Raw genomic sequence first — 18,204 nt, forward strand, 5'->3', positions numbered from 1 at the left:
ACTGTCAGTATGCGCTGGCTGTCGACAGCCGCGGTGGCCGTTCTGCTCCTGACAGCCGGCTGTAACGCCTTCGTCGGCGCTGACACCGCCGATCAGGGTACTGTCACGCCGGCCCCGGTCCCGACAGCAGCGGAGTCGGACACGGCAACGATGCTGGACCCGCCGCCCGGCGTTACCACGGAGCGCCTCGAAAACGTCGCGCTCCTGTCCGCCGCCCACCGGCAGGCACTCAACGGCACTACCTACACTCTGAACGAACGCTACACCGAGCTCACAATCGGGAACGACAGCAGCTCCGTCCGGCGCACCGAGACTGTCGCCGTCGAATCACCGACGCGGTATCGCGACGAGATGGTCAGACTGACGACTGACTCGAACGGGACCGTCGAGCGGTACGAGCAGTCGACCTACGCCGACGGCACCAACTGGTACGAACGACGGGACGACGGCACCGTCGAGCGCCAGCGCGGCGAGGTCCGTTTCAGCCGCGACAAGTACGCTTACCGGACGGCGTTCTACCTGAATCGCTACGCCGTGGTCAACCAGAGTTCTACGACCGTCGTCACCAGTGACGGCAGCCAGGCCTACCGGATTCGCGGTTCGGGCGGTGAGATTCCGACTACAGAACGGCTGGAGGAACTCCGAATTGAACTGCTGGTCGAACCCGCGGGCCTCGTCCGCCGATTCAGCGTTTGGTATCGCACCGAAGACCGCATCGTCGAATACAGCTTCTGGTACGAGGACATCGGCGAGACGACGGCGGAGCGGCCGGCGTGGCTCAACGAATCAACGCCGATGAACTGAGTCGGGCCAGCACGCGGCACCGCGCATCCAGCGGCTAGAGACGGTCCGTTTCCGTTCGAACTTCGTCGGTTCCGGACGTGCTCCCGGCCCGGTCGTCGTAGTACTTCCGGCCGATGAAATCGTCGTCGAGGTTCCCGACGAGGGAGTTATACAGCCCCTCTGCGGACTGGTACGTGGCTTCGCTGGTCCGAGCCAGCACCTCACTCATTTCGACGGAGTCGCCGTTCTGGGCGACCAGCTCGACGTCGCCGAGCTGGTGGACGATAGTGGTGTGGTCGGCGGGGAACTCACAGGCCTGGTCGAACAACTGCAACGTTTCCGAGTAACGCATCTGTATCACATACTCCGTTTCATAATTAAAAAACATTATGAATTTGGATTGTTCGGTGATCACCCTCGCCGACCAGATCCGGTTGTTGAGGCGAGACCTGATATTTCGATCCACTTGCGCGGGAAAACATATCACACACCGTGACATACGTTTCCATATGACAGTCAGACCGGCAACTCCGGATGATGTGACGGCAATCAACCAGGTTGCGACGGCTGCCTGGGAGACGGATTACCCGTTGCTCACCCAGGAAACAGTCGAAGACGGCGTTGGCGACTGGTATTCGCCCGAGCAGATCGAATCGGAACTGGTCGAATCGCAGACGCTCTTGTTCGTCGCCGAGCGCGAGGGGCGCGTTGTCGGGTTCGCACACGCAACGTGGCACGAGACCGACCGCGTGGGGTACATTCTCCGGCTGTACGTCCATCCCGACTACAGGCGCGAGGGAATCGGCCGGACCCTGCTAGAACGGACCTGCGAGGAACTGTTCGAGCACGACATCGACCGGATCAACGCGATGGTCCTTTCGGCGAACGAGCCCGGAGCCGAGTTCTACAAGGGGTTCGGGTTCGAGTTCGCCGACGAGAGCGAAACCGAAATCGGCGGCGAGCGCTACCCCGAGAGCCGCTACGTCCTTGCGGACGAGTTGCGGGTCTAGAAGCATCAGCCGTGGTGGCCCAATGCTGTTTCCCGCGGTGACGGCTGTCCGTCGGCACAGAACCGACCAGAAAACAGAGACACAACAGGGGACACTGCTGTTCGCGGCTCCCGCTGTCGTCGCTCGCATTTCCGAAGGCTTCGCTCAGCCTTCGCTACTCCATCACGGCTCCTCACGTCGCCGTTCCGGTACGAGGGCCGCTCACTCCGTTCGCGCCCCTCGCTACTCGTCGCCGAGGATACCACGCTTCGTCATCTTCTCGGGGTCGAGCACGTCGTCGACCTCGTCCTCGTCGAGGTACCCCTCTTCGAGGACGACCTCGCGGATAGTCTTCTCCTCGGCGAGTGCTTTCTTCGCGACCTTGCTCGCCTTGTCGTAGCCGATGGCGGGGTTGAGCGCCGTCGCCAGCGCCATGCTCTGCTCGACGCGTTCGGCGCAGTGCTCGGCGTCGGCCTCCAGTTTGGCGACGAACTTCTCGCCGAACACCGCGCTGCTGTTGGCGATGAGCTTGGCCGACTGCAGGAAGTTCGAAGCCAGCACGGGCTTGTAGAGGTTCAGGTCGATCTGGCCCTCGGCAGCGCCGGCCGAGACGGCGGCGTCGTTGCCGACGACCTGCTTGTGGACCTGATTGACCGCCTCGGCGACGACGGGGTTGATCTTCCCGGGCATGATCGAGGAGCCGGGCTGGTTCTCCGGCTGGTCGATCTCGCCGAGACCGTTGCGGGGCCCGGACGCGAGCAGTCGGAGGTCGTTTGCGATCTTGTTCAGCGAGCCGGCGACCGTCCGGAGCGCACCGTGGGCCTCGGACATCGCGTCGTGGGCGGCCTGGGCCTCGAAGTGGTTGTCGGCCTCGCGGAACTCCAGGCCGGTTTCCTCGCTGATGTACGCCGCCGCTTTCGCCGGGAACTCGGGATGAGTGTTCAGGCCGGTCCCGACCGCGGTTCCGCCGAGGGCGAGTTCGGCGAGGCGACCGTGCGTGTCCTGCACCCGGGAGATTCCCTTCTCGACCTGCGTGCGGTAGCCGCCGAACTCCTGGCCCAGCGTCACCGGGGTCGCGTCCTGGAGGTGGGTTCGACCGGTCTTGACGACGTTCTCGAACTCGTCTTCCTTGGCTTCGAGTTCGTCGCGAAGCGTCTTCAGGCCGGGAATCACGTCCTTCTCGACGGCCTCCAGCGAGGCGACGTGCATCGCCGTCGGAATCACGTCGTTGCTGGACTGACCGAAGTTGACGTGGTCGTTCGGGTGGATCTCGCGGGTCCCGATGTCGCCGCCGTACAGCTCCGTGGCGCGGTTGGAGATGACCTCGTTGGCGTTCATGTTCGAGGACGTGCCTGACCCGGTCTGGAACACGTCGACGGGGAACTGGTCGTCGTGTTCGCCAGCGATGACCTCGTCGGCGGCCTCGACGATACAATCCGCCTTATCTTCCGGTATCGTTCCGAGGTCGCGGTTCGCCTGCGCGGCCGCCTTCTTGACGACGCCGAGCGCTCGGATGAACCGCCGCCCGAAAGTCACGTCGCTAATCGGGAAGTTCTCGACGGCGCGTTGCGTCTGTGCGCCCCAGTACGCGTCGGCTGGCACCTGCATTTCACCCAGACTGTCCTGCTCTGTCCGGTACTCGTCGGTCATACGTCCGGGGGGTGGTCCGCCCGGTCGTAAAACCCACCGGTACGAGTCGGGACACCACTCGGCACAGGCCTGGGGCTGCCGGGACAGTCGCTCACTGCGCACCACGGGTCCCCGGTCGGACAGCGGAGACCGTAGGGCTCAGAACCCGTGACCTGGATAAACGTGTATTATCATTCGGAAATATTAAGTAGAATCTCTCTCCACTTACCATGAGTTCGACGCCACAGAGACGTTCATGACTGATGCCCCCACAATGTCCGGTGACGGCGGTGTGTCGCTGCCGTCGTCGGCTGTCGGGGCCCGATGGGACACCGACGGACGTAACACATCGCGAACACTCGCAGCCGGTGTACCCGCCGCGTTGCAACCGCTCGCCCGCTCGGCACGACGACGGGATGGCACACCCGTCATCTGACGGTACCACGCCGCCTGCCAGCCTGTGTTGGTGCGACAGGCTGGCCGGGTCGCGTGGTTACGCGCGTGCTGGCTGGCGAGACTGTGTGACTGACGACACATCCGTCGGGACGATGGACGGCGAACTCACGTCGGCGAACCACTGAACAACCATGCGCGAGATACTCAGTAGACTCCTCGCCACCGGGGGTAGGCTCCGGTCGGCGGTATCGAGAGACGAATCGGACGGCGACCAACTGGCAACAGACGGGGGGGCGACCGTGAAGACGACCCGGGGCGACTCGCTCCGGAACTCACTGCCGGTCGAGTGGGAACTCGTCGAATCCGCCCCGTTCTGGCTCCCACCAGTCCTGTTTGCGGGCTTTTTCGTCTACGGCGCTATCGCCTGGAACTTCCTCCTGTCGCTGACCGATTACAACGGCCTCGGCGGTGCACAGTACGAGACCTTCGACCTCAGTATGTACAGCCGTATGCTGAACGACGGGGCGTTCTGGCAGGCGGCACAGAACACGGTGGTGTTACTCGTCGTGTTCACCGTTCTCTGTCTGGCGCTTGGCCTGTTCGTGGCCATCCTCATCGACCAGCAGATACGCTTCGAGAACACGTTCCGAACGATATACCTGCTCCCAATGAGCCTCTCGTTCGTCGTCACAGCGACGATGTGGGCGTGGGTGTACAACGCCCGCAACGGCGTGCTCAATCAGCTCCTCCGAGTGTTCAATCTCGAAGGTGCCATCGTGGGACTACTCCGTCCGGCCGGGGTCAACGCCGAGGTCATTCAGTGGCTCTCCTGGAACACGACCGCCTTGGCGGCGGTCATCTTCGCGCTCATCTGGCAGTTCAGCGGCTACGCGATGGTCGTCTTCCTCGCCGGCCTTCGAGCAATTCCGACCGAACACTACGAGGCCGCGCGGGTCGACGGTGCGTCGACGGTTCGGATGTATGCGCGGGTAATCATCCCGCAACTCCGTGCCTCCGCGGTGTCCGCGTCGGTGGTGCTGATGGTGTTCGCGCTGAAGGCGTTCGACTTCATCTACGCGCTCCGTGGCTCACAGCCGGGGGCGAACATGGACATTCTGGCGACGATGATGTATCGGGTCGCGTTCGACAGCCTCCAGTGGGCGTACGGGTCAGCCGTCGCTATCGTGCTGTTTGCCCTCGCGCTGCTGGTCATCGGCCCGTACCTCTACAGCGAATACCGACGGGGTGAACTATGAGTATCAGAGGCGGCAATTTCATCGACGAACTCCGCAGTACAGAGAACAGTCGTATCGGCCTGTATGCCCTCCTGCTGGCGGGTATCGCCTTCTACCTCTTCCCGGTAGAGACGGCCGTGATGACGATGTTCAAGACCGAGAGCGCGTTCGCCCGGACGCTCCCGTTCGCGCCGCCGGGCACTGACGGCTTCACGCTTGAAGCGCTCAGCACCGCCTGGAACACGCTCCGGCCGGGACTTATAAACTCGCTGTTGATGGCGATCCCGGCGACGATTATGTCTGCGCTGCTTGGAAGCCTGACCGCGTACGGACTGACGACGATTAGCTGGCGCGGCCAGGTCGGCGTGGTCGTTCTCATCATCGCGGGCATCTTCATCCCCTACCAGGCCGTGCTGGTCCCGCTGGCACAGTTCTGGTTCCAGGTGTTCCCCGGACTAGTCGAGGGTTTCGTCAACACTCTCTTCGGCTTTATTACGGGCGGCAGTTGGCAGTATCCGAGCCGTAACGGCTACGTGCAGTTGCTGCAGCTGTCGGTTACCCACGCGGCATACGGGATTCCGATCTGTACGCTGCTGTTCCGGTCGTACTACCAGAGCATCTCCGAGGAGATGATCGAGGCCGCTCGCCTCGACGGCGCGAGCGCGTTCAGCATCTACCGCAACATCATCCTCCCGCTGTCGCTGCCGATGTTCGCGGTGACGCTCATTTACCAGTTCACGCAGGTGTACAACGACCTGCTGTTCGCGCTGGTGCTCATCAACGAGCCGGCCTCGCAGGTGGCGACCCAGCGCCTCGCGGCGCTCACTGGCGGGGTCGTCCAGTCGTTCAACACCACGATGGCAGGCGCCATCGTCGCAGCACTTCCGACGCTGCTCGTCTACATCGTGTTCGGCGAACAGTTCGCGAAAGGCGTCGCTGGAGAGTAATCACGGAGGTATTCACAATGGCACAACTCACACTGGACGAGGTAACGAAGACGTTCCAAGACGACGACGGCGAAATCATCGCGGTTGACGAGGTATCGGTCGACATCGAGGACGGCGAGTTCCTCTGTGTCGTCGGCCCATCGGGCTGTGGGAAATCGACGACCCTGCGGATGATCGCTGGGCTCGAAGACATTACGCGCGGCGAGATCCGGCTGGACGGCCAGATAATCAACGACCAGCCGCCGGCCCGCCGGAACGTGGCGATGGTGTTCCAGTCCTACGCCCTGTACCCGCACATGACCGTGCGGGAGAACATGGCGTTCGGGCTGGAGGAATCGACGGACATGCCCGACGACGAGATCAACGAGCGCGTCGAGAAGGCGTGCAAGGATATGGGCATCTTCGAACTCATCGACCGCAAGCCCGGAGAACTCTCGGGCGGCCAGCAACAGCGTGTCGCGCTGGGGCGGGCTATCGTCCGGGACCCCGAAGTGTTCCTGATGGACGAGCCGCTGGCGAACTTAGACGCGAAGCTCAAAGCCGAGATGCGGACTGAACTGCAGGAGCTCCAGCAGGATCTCGACGTCACCACTGTCTACGTCACCCACGACCAGACGGAGGCAATGACGATGTCCGACCGCATCGCCATTCTCAACGACGGCGTCCTCCAGCAGTGTGCGACGCCGCTCGAGTGTTACCACGAACCGAACAATCTCTTCGTCGCTGGCTTCATCGGCGAGCCGTCGATGAACTTCTTCCCGACGACTCTGGAGGGGTCGACGCTACGGGGCGAGTGGTTCGAGTACGAACTCAGCGACGAGACGGTCGCCGAAGTCGAGGGGACGACCGACATCACGCTCGGCATCAGACCCGAAGACATCGAGTTCGTCCAGACTGACACCGGCCCGAACGTGTTCGATTCCACGGTCAACGTCGTCGAGCCACGCGGGAACGAGAACACGGCCCACCTGCAGTTCGACGAGTCGATGGACGACCAGTTCATCGCGACGGTCGGCGGCATGAAACAGCTCAAGGCCGGACAGCGCGTCAAAGTCCGGTTCCCCGAGAACGCGATTCACCTCTTCGACACGGCCAGCGGTGAAGCCATCCGGAACCGCACGCTCGACGAGATCGAAACGGTCGAGTCGGTCGTCTGAGCTGAAATCGTCCGCGGTCGTTTTTAGTGCGCTATTGGTCAGTCGTGGGTTTTCGCTGTCACGCCCAGCGGTCTAGCCCCGTCTGGACGACCGACTCGTCGATGCGCTCGAACCCGCGAGCGACCTCGTCGGCGTCGACCTCCCACTTATCGGTGACGAACGCGCGGGCGGCGTCGACGTCCGGCTCGATGCTGTCCGGAATCTCGTAGTCGTCGGTGACTTCGGGGTCGAGAAACAGGTTCCGGATGCGGTCGGCGTGGTCGATGTGTTCGTCCCGGGCTTCGAGAACGGCGTAGAGGTCGCCATGCTCGTGGAGTTCCGTCACGGCGGTCTTGGGACCGATACCGGAGATCCCCTCGTTGAAGTCCGTCCCCATCAGGATGGCGGCGTCGACCAGTTGCTCCCAGGTGAGGTCGTGCTGTTCGAGTGTCGCCTCGAAGTCCATCAGCTCGGGGTCGCCCTTCGACGTAATCTGGCGGAGCGTCATCGGCGCACCGAACAGGAGCGCGTCATAGTCCTCCGTCCCGACGTAGTCCACGTCGCCCCGCCGGGCCATCACCGACGCCTGCCCTTCGCCTTCAGCGGGGGCGTCGACGATAGGCACGTCGAGCAGTTCCAGCAGGTCCCGCGTCGTGTCGACGATGGTATCGGTCAGCCGCTGCGTGCGGGAGTCAAGCTTGGCGACGCGGGTGCTGTCACCCGCTTCCCGGGCTGCCTCCAGTTCGGACTCGTACTTCTCGCGTTGCTCGCGGCGTTTCTCGACCTCGTCGTCTTTGAGGTCCGTGACCGCGCCGTCGAAGACGAACACCGGCGTGAGGTCGTGTTCAAAGAACTTCGGTAGCCCCTGGATGACGCCGATGAGGTTCGCCACTTCCTCGCCGTCACTGGTGGTGTACTTCGACTCGCTGGTGAACTTCACCGTCGTCGTCAGATAGCGATAGAGCCAGTTGTGGGCGTCTACGGCGACGACGCTCCCGCCGAGGTCGCCGAACGACACGTCCGACAGCGCCGCGAGCGACCGTAAATCAGCGTTTCCCATTGGCAGGCCTTTGGCCGACAGCCGCTTGAATCTCTCGGAGATGGGACGACTCTACAGGCCAGTCGACTCGATCGGGCCGATCAGCCTGATGTGGTTGTCCGTCCGGACGGCGGTTCGGCCCAGTCGTCGAGGACCGACGGCGGGTCGGCGTCGGCCTTCGCCGCGAGAAACGACTCTTCCTCTGGCGAGAGATCGCGCTCCCGAAACAGGTCCAGACCGGCCTGATACCGTTCGGTACTGCGGTCGCCCGGCCAGACGAGGTCGAGTTCGGCCATCCCCGACTCCGCGCCGCTGAAGCAAAACCCGGCCCGGTAGGCGGCCTGGTAGGAAAACGGATTGTTGACACCGATGGACACGCGCTCGAAGCCCCGCTCCGTAGCGCGGTCCCGAACGAACCGGAGGAGGCGGGCACCGAGCCGGTCGCCCTGCCGGTCCTGCCGAACGGTGATATACCGGACACAGAGCGTGTCGGGGTCGGTCCGGTCGGCGTCGAACGCGGCCGCGGCCACCACGCCATCGTCCCCGACGACGGCCTTCCCGGTCGAGGTCATCACGAACTTGCCCGCGTACGCGAACTGCTCGTGATCTAGCCGGAGCCGGTGGCCGTCCTCGGGCCAGCCGAGCAGCGTGAACTCCATACACCGACACTGGGGCCGCCCACTGTAATCAGTGCTGGTCCCTGTTCTAAGGCACCAACCGCCGTCGTCGAATCCGGGAGAGCGAAGTGGCCGGAGCCGGAACTACCTGTATGAGCGTCTCGACGGTGGGGAACGGTCGTATCGAACTGTCCGCCCGGACGGCGCTGGTGGCCGTCGGCGACCTGCTGGCGATTGCCCTGTTCGTCGGTATCGGTGAGCTGACCCACGGCATCAATCCGATACTGAGCCCGGCTCGATTCGCTGGGACGCTGACGCCATTTTACGTCGGCTGGCTCCTCGTCGCCGGACTCGGGGGGCTGTACACCGCCGCGGCGACCGGAACGGTGCGGGCGGCTCTCGGCCGCACTATCGTGGGGTGGGTACTGGCAGTCGGTATCGCGCAGGGGCTCCGTTCGACGTCGATGTTCCCCGGCAATGCGGCAGTGACGTTCGCGCTCGTCTCCGTGCTCGTCGGTGGCACACTGTTGCTGTGCTGGCGCGGTGCGATTGCAGTCGCAAAATAAGCGGCCTGTAACAGAGCTGCGGTGTCGCTGACGGACTATCGCAGGTCGGCGACTTCGAGCGATTCTGTCGACTGAATCCATGCCTGGTGGTTCTCCCGGTCGTAGATTACGAACTCTTCGTCGCCGATGTTCAGTTCTGCGTATCGTCGTTCTTGCTCGTCGGTCGCGGCGTCCGTCGTGTTGTCCGTTGCGTTCGTGCTCATTGTCTCGTTTGGGAATCGGCGTTCCGTTTTTCTCCGATTCAACGTATCTTGGCGTACCTAATAAGCACATGGACCCAGTTATCATCGGAGAAAATAGGGGGCATTACCACACCATGAATCACCTAATCCAGTTCTCAAATTCTGAAAACAGGTGAGTCGGTGGGCTCTATCCCGAGAAACAGATAACCGTCACAGCAGACATCGCATCCCGGCCGGCAAACACCGCATTCCAGCTTTGTGGTGAAATATCATATCCTGCGTACGGCTGCGGGCCAGCAACAACAGGTCGTCCATGCCCTTATATTGTGAACCGTCCACAAGAATAGGCATATATTAATCTTTCCCCAAAATCCAACTCATAACTTATGAGTTTGTTACTCAGCGGGTACTGAATAAATTCTCAGGGGCCATTGAGTGTATTATCCCGTATTTTAGGGAAACATTCATATACTCCGCTATCGTAGACTGATTCATACTTATGACGGGATATTACGACATCATTCTTGGACTCATTCCGCTCGCCATGGCCGGCATCACCGCCTCTCTGTTCGTTGTCGGCTTCGAACTGACGACGGCGATTCCGCTGGCCTCTGTCGTAACAGTCGGCCTCATCGGCCACGCGATGTTCGTCCGTGCCCCCGTCGACCCGGTTCCAAACGACACGTCGACCCAACAGAGCCCGCAGTCGGACCCGCTACAGACTGCGGACTAGGCGCTTTCCTGTCCGTCTACTCTCCCGTTTTCGATAGATATCCGTAACCGGTCGTACAGATTGGCACCGCCGGGCAGTATAAGAGTCGGTCGCCCAAACGACGGAGTATGACGACAGATGCGACAGCGCTGTTCCTGCAGAGCGACGAAGTAGCTGACCTCGCTGAACCCACCGAGTACGTCGACGCCGTCAGAGAGGGGTATCGCCAGCGTGGCGAAGGTGCCCCGGCGACTCCCAGAACAACGCTGTTCTCGGACGAGCCCGCGGGAATGTTGACGGGCTATCTCGCGATTCTCCCCGACACCGGTGCGATGGGCGGGTACACCTACGCAGCCGGTTTCAGCGGGCAAGATGCACACTTCACGCTCCCGATTTTCGACGCCGACAGCGGTGACCCGCTTGCTGTCCTCGACGGTGCGAGCATGAACCCCCACAAGACTGGCGCGGCCGGGGCGGTCGGTGTCGACGCACTGGCCCGTCGGGACGCCAGCGACCTCGCAGTCATCGGCAGTGGCGCACAGGCTCGCGGCCAGGTCCGTGCGACGGCGACAGTCCGAGATTTCGACCGCATCGAGGTGTACTCCCCGACGGCCAGTAGCCGCGAGTCCTTCGCCGCGGAGATGAACGACGCGCTGGACCCGACAGTGGCTGCTGTCGCGTCCCCGGCCGCAGCAATCGAGGGGGCCGATGTCGTTATCACGGCGACCAGCGCGAGCGAACCGGTGTTCGACGGCGATCTACTCGAGCCGGGAACTCACGTAACCGCGATGGGCCAGTACCACCCCGAGAAGAACGAACTGGACGCGACGACGATCGAACGCGCCACGTACGTTCCGGACTTGCGCGAGCGGGTGACACAGGACGCCGGGTCGTTCATTAACGCCCTCGATGCGGGCGTCATTGACGAGGACCACGTCCACGCCGAGCTAGGTGATATCGTCGCCGGCAACGCGCCCGGGCGGCAGTCACCCGAGGAGATTACAGTCTTCGACTCCGGCGGCACAGCCATCGAAACCGTCGCCGCGGGCCACATGCTGTACGAGCGGGCGAAGGCAGAAGGCCGGGGTGAGGAGATCGATTTCGCGCCCGCGAGCAAGGCCCTGACCGGACGGTAGCGGCTGCAGGAGAATTAGAGGTACGGGCCGAGACCGAGGGCGTCTATCAGACTAATACCGGCGGCGAGTGCGCCGACGATGTAGCCGGCGATGGTTCCACCGTTCAAGAGTGGGAGTCCTGCGTGTGCGCGCCCCTTCAGCACCATCCACAGCAGTATCGCCAGGCCGACGTAGGACCCGAGCATCGCGGTCAGCGCCGGCAACGGGACGCCGAACACTGACAGTACGTCCGACGAGGCGAAAAAGGCGGCGCTGGCGACGAGTATCGACGGGATGATGGCGTCACCGAGACCGATAAACAGCGCGTCGCGCTCTAGCGGGTCGGCGTGAACGTCAGCAGTTTCGTCTGCTTTGCCAGTCTCTGTCGCGTCGTCGGGACGCTCCGCCGGCTGGCTCCCATCCGCAACCGCCGGACCGTCCGCGTCGGCTCCGTGTTCTGTGGTCGCCGGCTCCTCGGCCGCGTCGTCCGCCGCCGTTGCGTCGTCGTCAGTCTCGTCTTCTGCTACCGAATCCGCCGCCGTTGCGTCGAGATAGGAGTACGACAGCGTCATCGGGATCACGAGGACGACGGGGACCTTGAGGTCCATGACGCCCGAGGCCAGCGTGAGCATGTGCTCAGTCCCGTAGACGCTGATCGCATCGTACACGGCGAGTACAGTCAGCAGGACGAGCGCTGGCAACACCCCGAAACTGATGCCAAACAGGCCGGCTGCGGCAGCACCCATCACCGCACCGGCGGCGTCGATGACGTACCACTCGGGATAGACCAGCAGTGCCGTCCCCAGGCCCAGCGCCAACAGGACGGCAACGACGTTGAGGCCGGCGTACGTGAGCACCGGCGGGACCAGCACCTGAAACACGTACAGGGAGAGCCAGGCCGACGAGAAGACGATGAGCCCGCGAATGAGCTGGTCAACGTCGTAGCGGAAGGCAAGCAACATAACTGCCGTTGCGACCAGAATCGCCCCGACGTACATGAGGCTGTTCGTGGGGTCAGACGGGTCTTCGACGGCCTGGTACCCAGCCGATTCGAAGGGCTGGACCAGCGCCAGCGCGCCGAGTTGGACGAACAGGAAGATACCAGCGATAAGGCCACAACCGCCGAGGATTCGCCACCGTCGCTCCATGCACACACGTCCTGCAGGAACCGGTTTGAGCGTTACGAAGCAGATGTTGACAGACGTCGGCGGTTCGGAGGGCTCTTACCGCGCGTACAGGACTGTGCCGACCAGCGCTGGGAGATGCACGCTGTCGTTCGGCGAGACAGCGAGATACGGGCGCTCGACCGGACCGAACACGTCGACGACGGAGCCAACCGTCTGGAGTTCCTCGTTGACCACGTCGGTTCCCACGGACGCGTACTCGTCGTCGGGTGCCCGGACGACGGCCAGTCCCTGTGCGACCCGCGAGACAGTGCCGATGCGTTTCATTCACGTAGCGCCTGCATGTAGGCCGCCACAGCCCCGAGCAGGTCGCTTTTCGTCGCGTCGTCCGCGTCCTTGACGACGACTCGCCCGCGGGCTTCGTACTCGCGTGGATACGTCTTGTCCCGCTCGATGACCGCGTCGTAACCGACCTGCTGGACGGCTTTAGCGATCTCGTCGACAGTCGGGTCCTCGACGGCCAGATCCAGTGACACGCGACGCCCGTCGCTGCGCGAACGGTTGGCGTCGAGTGCCGCCGGCCAGATAACGTTCTCGACCATACCGGCAGTGGCCGCCCGTGGCATATATGGGTTATCGTCACCGGCGACAGTAGACGAAATGAAAATCAGATGAAGTATATGAAGAATCAAGCTTACATACCTCTGTAATCTATCCGTCGTATATGGTAAAGAAAGGGTTACTCGCTATCGCCGCCGTGGTGCTCCTCGTGGTCTTGGGGACGGGAGTGCTTGTCGGAGCACAGTTCGCGGGCGGGACAGCGGATACGACGACACAGACAACTGACTCACAGAGCGACGACGGTAGCGGTGGCTCAACGACGACGGCGACGGCGGGCAATAGCACTACGCCAACACCGACGCCAGGAGCAAACGGGACGGCGACACCGGCCGAGACTGCGACCCCGAAACAGGAGTCGATCCCGGCACGGAAGTTCAATGAACAGAACGTCTCCGACTACGTCCGGCAGTTCCTCAACGAGGAACGCAAGGCTGCAGGTGTCCCAGCGTTCGAGTCGGGACTCCGGACTGAAGAGGATCTGAACGAGATGGCAAAGGGCCACAGCGAGCAGATGGCCGTCGAAGGGCAGGCGATCCACAAGATCGACGGTGTCTCCAGCAAAGACCGATACGAAAACACCGGGCTCTATGACCGGTGTACGTTCGACTCTGCGGAGGGTGAGTACATAGAGCAACCGGACCGAAACCGGTTCGAGGCGGTTGAGCAGACAGTCGCCGGACAAACGTACGAAGAGGACGGCAAAGAGCGGTTCCACGCCACCGACAAGGAAGTCGCCAGAAAGATCGTCGACGACTGGATGGCGTGGCCGGACTACCGCGAACGGCTCACGCTCCGCAACGCTAATCTCGTCGGCATCGGCGTGGAGATAACCGATACCGGCAACGTGTACGCGACTGCCAACATCTGCGGATAGCGGTCGGACTGGACGACCGACGCGGCAATTGTTCTGACCACCGGGCTGCTCGTGAGTGCTGTCTTGCTGCCACCGTCCTCTCTCTGTTCAGATTCTACGCTTTTCGTCCAAATGCAAGCAGCGCCGTCGCTGTCTCGTTGTTCTCTGTGGTCGGGGAATCGCTGGTGGCAGTACTCAATCCGTCTATAGCGTTCCCCGGCATGCTGCTGCCCCTCATAGCGTGGCTAAACCAGTGGCTGTTCTCCTGCCCCTCACAAGACCCTTACACAACCGGTCTCACCAGCTATCATGCATCGCCGACAGTTCCTCTCAATCTCAGCACTTTCCAGCTCTCTCTCCGGTTGTGTTGAGTGGAATTTTGACGGTACTACCGAAAACAACTCTTCAGCACCGAAGGCGACAGAAACGCCGAACGACACTGCCACTGAAACCGGGACGCCGCCTTCCGATGTATCGACACCGGAATGTTGGCCGTCGATGTGTGCCGGATCGAAACTCGTGGCAGTCCAAGTCGCAGGTGATTTTTCGGGCGACGTTGTGCTAACTGCCACCTGTCAGAACAAGGAGTTTTCAGTTCAACCAGGCGAATCAGTCCGGATCAACCGCGAGGCGGACGCTGAGGTCTGTGGAATCAGATTATATATCGACGGCAAGCACGCATTCAGTGATAGGGTTAGCAGCCACCAAAGCCTGAACCTGACAGTTGATTCGAGTGGCGAAGTGACTGAAAGATGGGTCGTTCAGTAACGGACTGACAGGCCGCTTCAGCGCGGTACTTCAATCTGACCGTGACTCCCATTCACCCTGCCGGAAATTCGTGATCTGCTGGCTGAGAATAATCTTCCGTAACCCGGCAGTTCTCGAAGGGAAAAGACGCCCAGTTACCGCGCTACTTGTCGCTGCCTTCGGAGTCGTCGCCGCCGCTCTTTTGCTCTGCCAGCCAGTCCTCGTACTCGTCCTGCGGGACGACCTCAACGGTCCCGAGCATCTGTGAGTGACCAGAGCCACAGTACTCGGCACAGTAGAGCTGGTACGTGCCGGTGTTACCCGCGTTGGTTCGGAGACGGTTGTACTGGCCGGGGAACGCGTCGGATTTCAGTCCAAGTCCGGGAACGTGGAACGCGTGTAGCCAGTCAGTCGACGTAACCCGCAAGGATACGTCCTGATTAGCCGGTATCTTCATGTTCGTCGTGGTGGTCACCTCCGCCTCGCCATCCCAACTCGATTCGTTGTAGTAGAACGTCCAGCCGTACCGCTGGGCTTCGACGGTAATGAGTTCAGTGTCCTGTTCCTGTAGTTCGGCCTGGTCACCGGCCTCGGCGGTGACGTACGGGCTCGCCATCACCTGGTAGGAGGCGACCCCGACGAACAGGAGAATGATCGCCGTCGCGATGGTCCAGGTGACTTCGAGTCGGCGGTTCTCCTGCGTGGGAAGCGCCTCTTCCTGATTACGGAACCGCCAGACAGTGTAGATCAGAATCCCTTCGACGAGGACCGTAATCGGGAGAGCGACGTACAGGAGGTTCATGTTCAGCCCCCAGATGAGGCTATCCGTCGTCGAGTCCTGAATCTGTGCGGCGGCGGCCGGCTCGGCGGCGAGCGCGAGCAACGCAGCACCGAACAGAGCGACCAGACCGGCGCGTTTCCGGGTCATGGATGCGGCTTAGGATTTCGGGGATAAATAACTGCTGTCTTCGCCGCAGGCTCCCGATTTGTAGCGATAGGGCAGCGGAACGGCTCCGGACGGAGACAGCGGAATCGCGAGGTCTAAGTGGCCAGCATCGAAGGATACAATAATGGCAGAGAGCCGGACCTTCACCGGGCTGCTCGCCGCGACCGCCGTCGGCGTGTACTTGCTAGTTCTCGCCGGCGCGACGACAACGCTCACCGATGCGGCAGCAGCCTGTACTACATGGCCGCTGTGTGACGGACCGGTCGACGTGACGAACACGGCCCTGCTGGTCGCCTGGGGACACCGACTCGTCGCAGCCGCCGTCGGACTCTTCGTGGTGGCTGTGGCCGTTATCGGGCTCCGATCCAGCTGTCGCGGCCGCGTCAAGGCAGCTATCCTCCTCGGCACCGCGCTGTACCCGGTCCAGATAGCGCTCGGTGCCGTCGTCGCGACGAGCACCGAGACGGCGCTCCCCGGCGCCCACCTCGCTCTGGGGATGGGTATCTTCGGCTCGTTCGTGCTGGCTCTGGCGTGGCACCTCGAAGCTGAGACGGGCAGTGATGACGAGACCCCCGTGAAGAACCCGACACTCGCGCCGGAGCCAGCCGACGACGGTCCGGCACGGTCGCCGACGCTCTCCACCCGCGAGCGCATCGTCGAGACCGCATCGGCGTACTTCCGCCTGATGAAGCCCCGGCTGATGTGGCTCCTGTGTCTGGTCGCCGCGGCCGGAATGGCACTCGCCGCCGGGCAGACGCTCACTGTTCGGACGGTGTTGCTCACGCTCGGGGGTGGCGTCCTCTCTATCGGCGCGTCGGGGACGTTCAACCACGTTCTCGAACGGGACATCGACAAGCGCATGGACCGGACCTCGGACCGTCCCATTGCGACCCATCAGGTTCCGGTCCGGAACGCACTGACTTTCGGCCTGCTCCTGTCGCTCGCCTCGCTGTGGCTGTTCTGGCAGGTGAACGCACTCGTAGCGGTCCTCGGATTGACCGCGATTGTGTTCTACAGCGTCATCTACACGCTCGTACTGAAGCCCAACACCGTCCAGAACACCGTCATCGGCGGGGCCGCCGGCGCGCTGCCGGCGCTCATCGGCTGGGTCGCCGCTGACGGGTCGGTCGGCCTCCCGGGAATCGTCCTCGCCGTCGTCATCTTCCTCTGGACGCCAGCGCACTTCTACAATCTCGCGCTCGCGTACAAGGATGACTACGAGGCGGGCGGCTTCCCGATGATGCCGGTCGTCCGCGGCGAGACCGAGACGCGCAAGCACATCGTCTACTATCTCGGGGCGACGCTCATCGCAGCAGGTGTTCTGGGCGTGCTCACGCCGCTTGGCTGGCTGTACGCCGTCACGTCGGTGTTGCTGGGTGCAGTGTTCCTCTGGGCCGTCATCCTGCTCCACCGCGAGCAGACCGAAGCGGCGGCGTTCCGGGCGTTCCACGCGTCGAACGCCTACCTCGGGGCGGTCCTGATCGCCATCGTTGTTGATGCACTCGCACTATGAGTACCACGACAGCAACCTTCAGGGATGTAATCCCGGACACACGCTCGCTGGTGACCTGGGCAGCCGTATTGAACGCGGAGGCCATCCTCGTTCTGGGCTACGTCCTCAACACGGCCCAACCCGCAACGGATCCGTTCCTGCTGCTGTTCCCGTTCATCTGGCTCAACATCGCCGGTCTCGTTGTCCTGCGGGTACGCCCAGAACTGACAAGCCGCCGGCGAACACTCGGCAGTGCGGTTCTCGCCCTGGGCTACCTGCTCGTGCTGGGGTACGTCGGCGGCGTGTACGGCACAGGCGGTCAGGGAACTGGCCTCCGGCTGGTCACACAAGCCCCGCCCGGGTTCTCGCCGACGGTCGTGTTCAGCGGCGCAACCCTGAGCGTGGTGCTCATCCCGTGGAAGATCGCCGGCTATCTGGCGCTTTCGTACCTGGTGTTCGTGACTGCTGTCGATGCAAGTGGCGGCGCAGTGGGCGGCATCGTCGGCCTCTTTTCGTGTGTCTCCTGTGTCCTCCCGATTATCGCGTCGATACTGGGCGGGTTCGTCGGCGTCGGGGCGACGCTGTCACAGGCGGCACTGTCCCAGTCGTACGGCCTCTCGACGGTAGTGTTCATCACCTCGGTCGGACTGCTGTACGGCGTCCACCGCTTTGACGTGACGCTCGTCGGTCGGCTCCGAACGCTGGTCGACCGACCATAGAGCTTTCACGCAGACAGCCGTGAAAGCCGGTATGAGCTCTGTCGAAATCGAATACTGCGTCCCGTGTGGGTTCCGCGAGCGAGCAGTAGATGTTCAGCAGGCGATTTTATCCGGACTGGAGCTGGAACTCGACAGCGTTCGGCTCGTCATGGGCGACCACGGCGTGTTCAGAATCAGTGTCGACGACGAGACCGTCTACGACAAAGCCGAGGCCAGTGAGGAGTTCGACGTGGACGCTATCGTACGCGAGGTCCGGTCGCACGTCATGTAACAGGGTATCGTGATGTCAGTGGAATCCCGTGCCGGAGCTGCCATCGGTTTGCGAAGATCTACCGCACAACAACCTATTTATTGTT

The 18,204-nt window shown here is 62.6% G+C and carries 21 protein-coding genes; 12 read left to right on the forward strand and 9 right to left on the reverse strand.

Annotated elements, in window-relative coordinates; all coding sequences use genetic code 11:
- The first annotated feature begins 9 nt into the window (after positions 1-9).
- Positions 10-804, forward strand: coding sequence for a hypothetical protein (locus SG26_RS11770; RefSeq protein ID WP_050037661.1), 795 nt, complete (start codon positions 10-12; stop codon positions 802-804).
- Between the two features lie 34 nt (positions 805-838).
- Here SG26_RS11770 and SG26_RS11775 read toward each other — a convergent pair whose 3' ends face one another.
- A complete protein-coding gene (locus SG26_RS11775) occupies positions 839-1,135 on the reverse strand; it encodes a hypothetical protein (RefSeq protein ID WP_044951716.1) in 297 nt (98 codons plus the stop codon).
- Positions 1,136-1,292: 157 nt separating this feature from the next.
- Between SG26_RS11775 and SG26_RS11780 the strand changes: the two genes are divergently transcribed.
- On the forward strand, positions 1,293-1,793 hold the full coding sequence (locus tag SG26_RS11780; RefSeq protein ID WP_050037662.1) for a GNAT family N-acetyltransferase: 501 nt from the start codon (positions 1,293-1,295) through the stop codon (positions 1,791-1,793).
- Positions 1,794-2,015: 222 nt separating this feature from the next.
- Here the strand turns inward: SG26_RS11780 and SG26_RS11785 are convergent, their stop codons facing one another.
- Positions 2,016-3,422 (reverse strand): class II fumarate hydratase, encoded by a 1,407-nt coding sequence (locus SG26_RS11785; RefSeq protein WP_014039729.1) that lies wholly within the window; start codon positions 3,420-3,422, stop codon positions 2,016-2,018.
- 566 nt (positions 3,423-3,988) lie between these two features.
- Here SG26_RS11785 and SG26_RS11790 point away from each other — a divergent pair.
- Genes SG26_RS11790 through SG26_RS11800 form a run of 3 tightly spaced genes read left to right on the forward strand, consistent with a single transcriptional unit; the run spans position 3,989 to position 7,136 of the window.
- Positions 3,989-5,053 carry a carbohydrate ABC transporter permease gene (locus SG26_RS11790; protein WP_014039730.1) on the forward strand — a complete coding sequence of 355 codons (1,065 nt, stop codon included), beginning with the start codon at positions 3,989-3,991 and terminating at the stop codon, positions 5,051-5,053.
- Complete coding sequence (locus SG26_RS11795; protein WP_014039731.1) at positions 5,050-5,979, forward strand: carbohydrate ABC transporter permease; 930 nt, start codon at positions 5,050-5,052, stop codon at positions 5,977-5,979. Before SG26_RS11790 ends, SG26_RS11795 begins: the two co-directional genes overlap by 4 nt.
- A gap of 17 nt (positions 5,980-5,996) precedes the next feature.
- Positions 5,997-7,136, forward strand: a complete 1,140-nt coding sequence (locus tag SG26_RS11800; RefSeq protein WP_050037663.1) for an ABC transporter ATP-binding protein — start codon at positions 5,997-5,999, stop codon at positions 7,134-7,136.
- Between the two features lie 58 nt (positions 7,137-7,194).
- On the opposite strand, the gene fen is transcribed toward SG26_RS11800, so the two are convergent.
- The gene (fen, locus tag SG26_RS11805; protein WP_014039733.1) at positions 7,195-8,175 is read right to left on the reverse strand and encodes a flap endonuclease-1; all 981 of its coding nucleotides are present in this window, start codon (positions 8,173-8,175) and stop codon (positions 7,195-7,197) included.
- Between the two features lie 80 nt (positions 8,176-8,255).
- Positions 8,256-8,813 carry a GNAT family N-acetyltransferase gene (locus tag SG26_RS11810; protein WP_014039734.1) on the reverse strand — a complete coding sequence of 186 codons (558 nt, stop codon included), beginning with the start codon at positions 8,811-8,813 and terminating at the stop codon, positions 8,256-8,258.
- A 110-nt stretch (positions 8,814-8,923) separates the two neighbouring features.
- Here SG26_RS11810 and SG26_RS11815 point away from each other — a divergent pair, with 110 nt between their 5' ends.
- Positions 8,924-9,337: a DUF3054 domain-containing protein gene (locus SG26_RS11815; protein ID WP_014039735.1), complete on the forward strand. Its 414-nt coding sequence runs from the start codon at positions 8,924-8,926 to the stop codon at positions 9,335-9,337.
- A 35-nt stretch (positions 9,338-9,372) separates the two neighbouring features.
- Here SG26_RS11815 and SG26_RS21635 read toward each other — a convergent pair whose 3' ends face one another.
- Positions 9,373-9,540, reverse strand: coding sequence for a hypothetical protein (locus tag SG26_RS21635; protein WP_014039736.1), 168 nt, complete (start codon positions 9,538-9,540; stop codon positions 9,373-9,375).
- Positions 9,541-10,018: 478 nt separating this feature from the next.
- Here SG26_RS21635 and SG26_RS11820 point away from each other — a divergent pair, with 478 nt between their 5' ends.
- Positions 10,019-10,252, forward strand: coding sequence for a hypothetical protein (locus SG26_RS11820; protein WP_014039737.1), 234 nt, complete (start codon positions 10,019-10,021; stop codon positions 10,250-10,252).
- Positions 10,253-10,359: 107 nt separating this feature from the next.
- Complete coding sequence (locus tag SG26_RS11825; protein WP_014039738.1) at positions 10,360-11,367, forward strand: ornithine cyclodeaminase family protein; 1,008 nt, start codon at positions 10,360-10,362, stop codon at positions 11,365-11,367.
- A gap of 14 nt (positions 11,368-11,381) precedes the next feature.
- On the opposite strand, the gene SG26_RS11830 is transcribed toward SG26_RS11825, so the two are convergent.
- From SG26_RS11830 to srp19, 3 genes are all read right to left on the reverse strand, one after another.
- Positions 11,382-12,494: a presenilin family intramembrane aspartyl protease PSH gene (locus SG26_RS11830; protein WP_050037664.1), complete on the reverse strand. Its 1,113-nt coding sequence runs from the start codon at positions 12,492-12,494 to the stop codon at positions 11,382-11,384.
- 75 nt (positions 12,495-12,569) lie between these two features.
- Positions 12,570-12,797, reverse strand: coding sequence for an H/ACA ribonucleoprotein complex subunit GAR1 (locus tag SG26_RS11835; protein ID WP_050037665.1), 228 nt, complete (start codon positions 12,795-12,797; stop codon positions 12,570-12,572).
- The gene (gene srp19 / locus SG26_RS11840) at positions 12,794-13,072 is read right to left on the reverse strand and encodes a signal recognition particle subunit SRP19 (protein WP_004593581.1); all 279 of its coding nucleotides are present in this window, start codon (positions 13,070-13,072) and stop codon (positions 12,794-12,796) included. The genes SG26_RS11835 and srp19 overlap by 4 nt, the downstream gene beginning before the upstream one ends.
- Positions 13,073-13,194: 122 nt before the next feature.
- Here srp19 and SG26_RS11845 point away from each other — a divergent pair, with 122 nt between their 5' ends.
- Positions 13,195-13,965, forward strand: a complete 771-nt coding sequence (locus tag SG26_RS11845) for a CAP domain-containing protein (RefSeq protein WP_014039742.1) — start codon at positions 13,195-13,197, stop codon at positions 13,963-13,965.
- 889 nt (positions 13,966-14,854) lie between these two features.
- Here SG26_RS11845 and coxB read toward each other — a convergent pair.
- The gene (gene coxB / locus SG26_RS11850) at positions 14,855-15,619 is read right to left on the reverse strand and encodes a cytochrome c oxidase subunit II (protein WP_050037666.1); all 765 of its coding nucleotides are present in this window, start codon (positions 15,617-15,619) and stop codon (positions 14,855-14,857) included.
- A 142-nt stretch (positions 15,620-15,761) separates the two neighbouring features.
- Here coxB and SG26_RS11855 point away from each other — a divergent pair, with 142 nt between their 5' ends.
- The 3 genes from SG26_RS11855 to SG26_RS11865 are packed head-to-tail and all read left to right on the forward strand — an operon-like array spanning position 15,762 to position 18,119.
- The gene (locus SG26_RS11855) at positions 15,762-17,150 is read left to right on the forward strand and encodes a heme o synthase (RefSeq protein WP_050037667.1); all 1,389 of its coding nucleotides are present in this window, start codon (positions 15,762-15,764) and stop codon (positions 17,148-17,150) included.
- Positions 17,147-17,848 (forward strand): hypothetical protein, encoded by a 702-nt coding sequence (locus tag SG26_RS11860; RefSeq protein WP_050037668.1) that lies wholly within the window; start codon positions 17,147-17,149, stop codon positions 17,846-17,848. The genes SG26_RS11855 and SG26_RS11860 overlap by 4 nt, the downstream gene beginning before the upstream one ends.
- 31 nt (positions 17,849-17,879) lie before the next feature.
- Positions 17,880-18,119: a SelT/SelW/SelH family protein gene (locus tag SG26_RS11865; RefSeq protein ID WP_050037669.1), complete on the forward strand. Its 240-nt coding sequence runs from the start codon at positions 17,880-17,882 to the stop codon at positions 18,117-18,119.
- Positions 18,120-18,204 lie beyond the last annotated feature (85 nt).

This window comes from Haloarcula sp. CBA1115 (genome assembly GCF_000827835.1).
Classification (GTDB): domain Archaea; phylum Halobacteriota; class Halobacteria; order Halobacteriales; family Haloarculaceae; genus Haloarcula; species Haloarcula hispanica.